The 5,720-nt window shown below is 47.4% G+C and carries 6 protein-coding genes; 4 read left to right on the top strand and 2 right to left on the bottom strand.

Going from position 1 to position 5,720, the window contains the following annotated elements; all coding sequences use genetic code 11:
- The first annotated feature begins 389 nt into the window (after positions 1 to 389).
- Positions 390 to 1,178 carry a hypothetical protein gene (locus ACWA6V_RS16110; RefSeq protein ID WP_449523449.1) on the top strand — a complete coding sequence of 263 codons (789 nt, stop codon included), beginning with the start codon at positions 390 to 392 and terminating at the stop codon, positions 1,176 to 1,178.
- A gap of 109 nt (positions 1,179 to 1,287) precedes the next feature.
- Here the strand turns inward: ACWA6V_RS16110 and ACWA6V_RS16105 are convergent, their stop codons facing one another.
- A complete protein-coding gene (locus ACWA6V_RS16105) occupies positions 1,288 to 2,145 on the bottom strand; it encodes a helix-turn-helix domain-containing protein (RefSeq protein ID WP_449523448.1) in 858 nt (285 codons plus the stop codon).
- Between the two features lie 245 nt (positions 2,146 to 2,390).
- Positions 2,391 to 3,860: an OmpA family protein gene (locus ACWA6V_RS16100; protein ID WP_449523447.1), complete on the bottom strand. Its 1,470-nt coding sequence runs from the start codon at positions 3,858 to 3,860 to the stop codon at positions 2,391 to 2,393.
- Between the two features lie 161 nt (positions 3,861 to 4,021).
- Here ACWA6V_RS16100 and ACWA6V_RS16095 point away from each other — a divergent pair, with 161 nt between their 5' ends.
- The 3 genes from ACWA6V_RS16095 to ACWA6V_RS16085 all read left to right on the top strand — a co-directional run.
- Complete coding sequence (locus ACWA6V_RS16095) at positions 4,022 to 4,849, top strand: helix-turn-helix domain-containing protein (RefSeq protein ID WP_449523446.1); 828 nt, start codon at positions 4,022 to 4,024, stop codon at positions 4,847 to 4,849.
- A gap of 47 nt (positions 4,850 to 4,896) precedes the next feature.
- Positions 4,897 to 5,343, top strand: coding sequence for a carboxymuconolactone decarboxylase family protein (locus tag ACWA6V_RS16090; RefSeq protein WP_449523445.1), 447 nt, complete (start codon positions 4,897 to 4,899; stop codon positions 5,341 to 5,343).
- A gap of 33 nt (positions 5,344 to 5,376) precedes the next feature.
- Positions 5,377 to 5,720: TlpA family protein disulfide reductase (locus ACWA6V_RS16085; protein WP_449523444.1), on the top strand; the 344-nt coding region annotated here is incomplete at its 3' end.

The raw sequence follows: 5,720 nt of genomic DNA, 5'->3' as shown, positions 1-5,720 counted from the left end.
ACGTCACCCAATGTGAAATTCGAACACATGGTAACGGACAACCTGACCAACGATGGCGGCATCCAACGGGTGATCAACAATAGCGGCGACCCGACACCGCCCGGTATTGCAGTGCAAACCCCGCGGGTGACCAACTATCCACAATAGTTTTTCACTGAAGACACTCCGTTAGACAAAAGCCCCTGCGCATAAAAAATGCGTGGGGGCTTTTTTTGGAGCCAGTGTTTAGTTTTTAAGAGCTGATAGAAAAGTGCCAGTTTTGCATTCAAAAATACATTTTTACCTCGACCAACCTTGGCAGAATCACCGCAGGATGACGGATTCGCTTAATCAACAGGGATAACTTTCAATGTGAACATCCCACAGCCAACAATAATATCGAGGTCAATATGAACCAGTTTGTGAGCAATAAGTCAGGGAGTGCGCTTAAACGGCTTGCCGTTTTTTCTATCGCACTCTGCACCAGTTTTTTTTGTTTGAATGTACAAGCCGTTAACTGTAACGGCATTGCGGAATGGAATAGCGGCAGCGTTTACAACGGCGGTGCGCAAGTTAAACAAAGCAATAAAGCCTACCAAGCCCAGTGGTGGTCGCAAGGCCATAGCCCGGCAAATTATTCCGGCCAATGGCAGGAGTGGAAATTACTTGGCAGTTGCGATGGAGCGGCAACATCCTCCAAGGCTGCATCATCAAAAAGCTCAAGTAAATCTTCTGTAGCTTCAAGCAAATCCAGCAGCAAATCTTCAGTCGCTTCCAGCAGATCAAGCTCCTCTGTGGCAGGTAATGATTGTGGTTCAGCCTGGTATCGCGCGAATTTAACCAACTACGAATCCTATCCCGCACCGGGTAGCGATGAGTGCGTCATTTATAACGGTTGTTTATGGTCTGGTTATTTTTATGGCATCTCCGGCAAACAACCTGAGTCATGGGTAATGGCCAATAATATCGCCGCGGTGCATTTAAAAGATTGGAGCTGGCTCGGCCTTAAATCCATTAACCTTCGCCAAGGTAATAAACGCATCACTGCAAAAGTGTACGACGCTTGTGCCGATTCAGATTGCAGTGGCTGCTGCACCGCTAACCTTGCGGGCGATGGCTACCTGATTGATTTGGAAAAATACACCATGCAGCGTTTTGGTTCAGGCTCTGGCATTGTGGAATTCCAGGTGTGCAACTGATAGTGAATAGAACAATGGTTTAAATCCAATCACTCTCCCGTGAGACGATTTTTTGGCCGCGTAATGCGGCCTTTTTTATTTTCGTTTAACCGTCAATCGCGCTGTTACGTTAATTATGTTGATAGCTGCGTTTGAATTCGCGCGGCGTGCAATGTTTGAGTTGCAAAAAGCGGCGATTAAAATTGGAGATATTATTAAAGCCACAGCGATAACTGATTGCCGACACTGGAAAATCGGTGGTCAACAATAATGAGCAGGCTTTGCCTACACGCAATTGATTGACGAATTCCGTAAACGTCTGCTCAGTGCGCTGTTTAAAAAAGCGATGGAAGTGATTGGTACTCATATGCGCTAATGCGGCCATCTGCTCCGCGCACAAATCGCTGGTGTAGTGTTGATGGATGTAGGCAATAACGCGATCAATTTTTTCCGTCGCCGAATCAGCAAAACTCACCGGCGCATAACCATCGCTGGAGATCATACGTGCGCTGGAATCCTCCAGCATCAATTGCAAAATTTCCAACAACCACAATAACCGCTGCATGGGTGTGGCATCGGCCATTGCCTCAAAACGTGCGCGGCACTGCTGTGCAGTGGCCACACTAAATTCTACACCGCGTTTACTTTTCGCCAGCAAATCACTGAGCGGTTTTAATTCCGGCATTTGCACCACTGCATCAATCCAACTGGTAGGCAGCTGCGCCACATAAGTTAGATGCTGGCCCGGCGCAATTAATTCTTTGGAGTGCCAGGTGTGCGGTAGTTTGGGGCCGAGCAGAACCAAATCCAGATCGCTGTAGTTGGCAATGTTATCGCCAATATAACGTTGGCCGCAGCTGTTGAGCGTCAGGCAAATTTCATATTCGGGATGGTAGTGCCAGTTGAAGGGAATTTCATCGAGCGCATAGAGCCAATAACGCCAGGAGGAGTTTTCGGTGGGCAAGACTTTTTCGTACATAGGCTTCATGGCTAGCTCCACAAAAATTCAGACAACAACAATCCCACGCGGCCTGCATGCGGATTATTGAATGAACCAATCTGAGTTTCGCTAGAGTTGCCAGGTTTATAGTTTGATATGACTTAGCTTATTGGCATGATTATCAGAACAGAAATCATCCAACATGGCAAGGAACTACTTGTTGGAGCAAAATAATTGGAGCAAAAAAATCCCCGCCGGGGCGGGGATTGATTTAACACGCGCCCGATAAATCCTTAACGCAGACGTTTTACCAATTCAACTCTACGGTTCTTTTGCTTGCCTGCATCGCTAGTGTTATTGCCCGCAGGGGCGTAAGGGCCAACTCCCTGCGCCTGCAAACGGTTAGCCGCTACTTGATAATCTTTTATCAAGGCGGCAACGACAGAATCCGCGCGCTGTTTGGATAAACTCACATTCGCCGCGCCATCGCCAGTATCATCGGTATGACCCACCACATAGAGCAGCAAATCCGGATTGCGTTTTAACAATTCTGCAATTGCATCGAGCGTAGGTTTTGATTCAGATTTAATCTCCGCTTTGCCGGTATCAAAATAAATACCGTAAATCAGCGCTTTACCATCCGCATCAATTTGCTGTTTCAAACCATCGGCATTCACACTCACCAAACCCGTTTGTACGGCTTTTTCTTGCAAGGTCACTTGCTGTACACCGACTTGCGATTCATAACCGCCAATAAATAAGGCGATGTAGACATTGCCGGTCGGTAAGGATTTTTTACCCAGCAGGTAATAGGGTTTGCGATACCAGTTATACACATCACCCGACAACGCCAGCTGATCACCCAAATTGTCGGCTTGCGACTCAGTGCCACACTGCGCTAACTCACACTGGGAAATAAAATTAAATCCCGCATTGGTTAATGCAGCCTTGTAGTTTTCATACACTTTTAAGGTTGAAACATTTTCAATCGTGTAAGTGTGCTTGGTTAAATCACCGGTTAATTGCAGCGGCGTTTTTTCTGTGGCGTTAATCGCAAAGGGAATTTTTACCGTTTCGGTATCGATTTTTTTATGGTTGTAAATTTTTGCTCCCGGGTAGCGCGGCAACATGGGGTTGTCTTCGGATTTTTCATCCGCGGAGAGTGGTGCTACTGGTTCTGCCGCTGATCCCGCATAGGCGGCATCGACTTTTATCAAACCGGTTTCGAGCGGCTCGGCTTCAAGAATAACTTGTTGCACGCTGACACTATCCTCGTAGGAACCAAAAAACCAGGACACTACAATTTTGCCCTTGGGCGATTCCTTCTCACCTATCCAGTAATAGGGTTTGCGATAGTGATTGTAAACATCGCCCCGCACCGCAATCGCTGTACCTAATGCCGCTGCCTGAGCTTCATCGCCACAGGCCTCAAGCGCGCACGAAAACAGGGGTTTAAAGCCAGCCTGTTTTGCAGCAGCAATGTAATTCTCAGACACCTTGAGCGACGACACATTTTCAATTTCATAATTGTGCAGAAACAAATCGCCCACTGCATCTAATCGGGTGAAGGTGTAGGGCTCTTTGCTGACATCTACAATAGAAACCGGGAAGGCGTATTTTTCATAGTCATACATTTTTGCCTGCTCAAGATCCGCCCCCGGATAGGCAGCAAACAGCGGATGATCCTGATCATAACTCGCGTAAAGCGACGGGCTTATCAGTGCGGCAGCGAAGGCCAACAAAGGTAGGGGGCGAAGGGACATAACAACTCCTTGGTTAATATGACTTTGTGATAATAATGGGCATGCATTGTGACAGCGAGTAGGCAAGACTACTGTCAAAAACTGAATAGTCGATGAATAGTGATCACAAAACCAGTAGCAGTGTAATATGCTTTGAACACCATCACTGTGTAGATAAAATCATGTCCGCCAAGTTGCTTCCCAATGTCAGCGACGCCCTCTTTAATAGCCTTGGGCATTTAGGCTTCCAGCGCTTCGCACCACCGTTGCAACTGCGGCCGTGGGTGCAGTGTTATTGGATTGCACGGCAAGATCGGCTGCCTGAAGCAAGGGTGAGTGAAACCGTGTATCCCGATGGTGGCACTACACTGGTTTTCGATTTTGCCAATAAACTGCCTGACATCACTTTTTTTGCAACACAGACCACTGGAAAAATGATTTTTCAGGGCTCGGTGAATCGCATGGGCATACGCTTTCATCCCGGTGGGGCATTCCAATTACTCGGGTTGGGCATGCCTGATGTAATTGGAAGTGAGCTTTCTGCAGATGATTTATCCATGCACTCGCTCTTGCAATTGCGCGATCAACTCGCTGAATTGTCCCATGTCAGCCAGCGTTTAACATTGATTGATCAGTGGCTACTTGATCGCGTTAAAAAAAATAACGCCAATATCGGATTCATTCAGCAGCTATTGCCGCAATTAATTCTTACACCACAACCACTGGAACAATTGAGCGAACACTTGCCGATCAGCCGTCGGCAATTGGAGCGCAAATTCCAACTGGAAGTCGGCTTCAGCCCCAATCAACTCAAACAACTGCACCGCGTTAAAATCGCGCGCACGCTCATTAGCCAGCGACCAGAGCAATCGCTGACCGATATAGGGCAAGACGCAGGGTTTTACGATCAAGCGCACTTTATCCGCCACTTCCACAAAATCACCGGCCAAACGCCGGGCGAGTACCGCCAGCGCAAGATGTCGCAAACATACAATTCAACCAACCCCTGAGTTGGCACTATGAAGCCTCCAGCAAACAGACTTATCAGGAGCGCATCATGCAACAACGTATTAACCAACCAGACGTTTACAAACTCCAACCCGCACTGCTCAAATCGTTAATCGGTTTAGGGGATGCCGCCGCCAACGAATTGGAGCATTCATTAATCCATCTGGTGAAATTGCGCGCATCACAACTTAACGGCTGCGCTTTTTGCCAACATATGCACGCTAACGAAGCGCGTAAAGATGGCGAGCAGCAACATCGTTTGGATGTACTCCCCGCTTGGCGTGAGGTAGCTATTTTTTCTGCGCGCGAACGCGCCGCTTTGGCGTGGACTGAAGCCTTAACCCGCCTTGCCGACCAACCTGTAAGCGATGCCTGCTTCACTGAGGTGGCTGCACACTTTAGCGAAAAAGAAATCGTCAATTTGAGTGCAGCTATAGCGACTATTAATGCATGGAACCGTATCGCTGTTGGTTTTAATTTTGCCCCCCATTTTTAAATGGCCACACACTTCAATGGCAGGAGAGAGATAATGCAAGCGCGCAATTTTCTACTGGTTTTAATATTGTTATTGTCACCTTGGCTCAGCGCCAAGCCATTGCAATTTGAAGCAGAATATCAAACCTTTGAAAAGCAGCCAGTGTCACTGCAAGCCTTGATTGGCAAAAAGCCGATCTACCTGAAATTCTGGGCAACATGGTGTTTGGATTGTCGCCGCGAGCTGCCGAGCCTTGAAAAAACTTATCAACAATACAGCGATAAAGTTGCCATCATCGCGGAGAATTTAAATATCAATGAAACCGATGAAACTATCCGCTCGCTGCAACAAAAACACAAACTCACCATCCCGATTCTGATGGACAATAATGGCACCAT

The organism is Cellvibrio sp. (genome assembly GCF_053579595.1).
The sequence above is the reverse complement of the archived record's forward strand: the minus strand, read 5'-3'. Positions and strand labels throughout refer to the sequence as shown.

Bases quoted from the DNA above. Each gene is read 5' to 3' on its own strand.
- ACWA6V_RS16110 (WP_449523449.1), top strand. From the start codon at position 390: ATGAACCAGTTTGTGAGCAATAAGTCAGGGAGTGCGCTTAAACGGCTT.
- ACWA6V_RS16105 (WP_449523448.1), bottom strand. From the start codon at position 2,145: ATGAAGCCTATGTACGAAAAAGTCTTGCCCACCGAAAACTCCTCCTGG.
- ACWA6V_RS16100 (WP_449523447.1), bottom strand. From the start codon at position 3,860: ATGTCCCTTCGCCCCCTACCTTTGTTGGCCTTCGCTGCCGCACTGATA.
- ACWA6V_RS16095 (WP_449523446.1), top strand. From the start codon at position 4,022: ATGTCCGCCAAGTTGCTTCCCAATGTCAGCGACGCCCTCTTTAATAGC.
- ACWA6V_RS16090 (WP_449523445.1), top strand. From the start codon at position 4,897: ATGCAACAACGTATTAACCAACCAGACGTTTACAAACTCCAACCCGCA.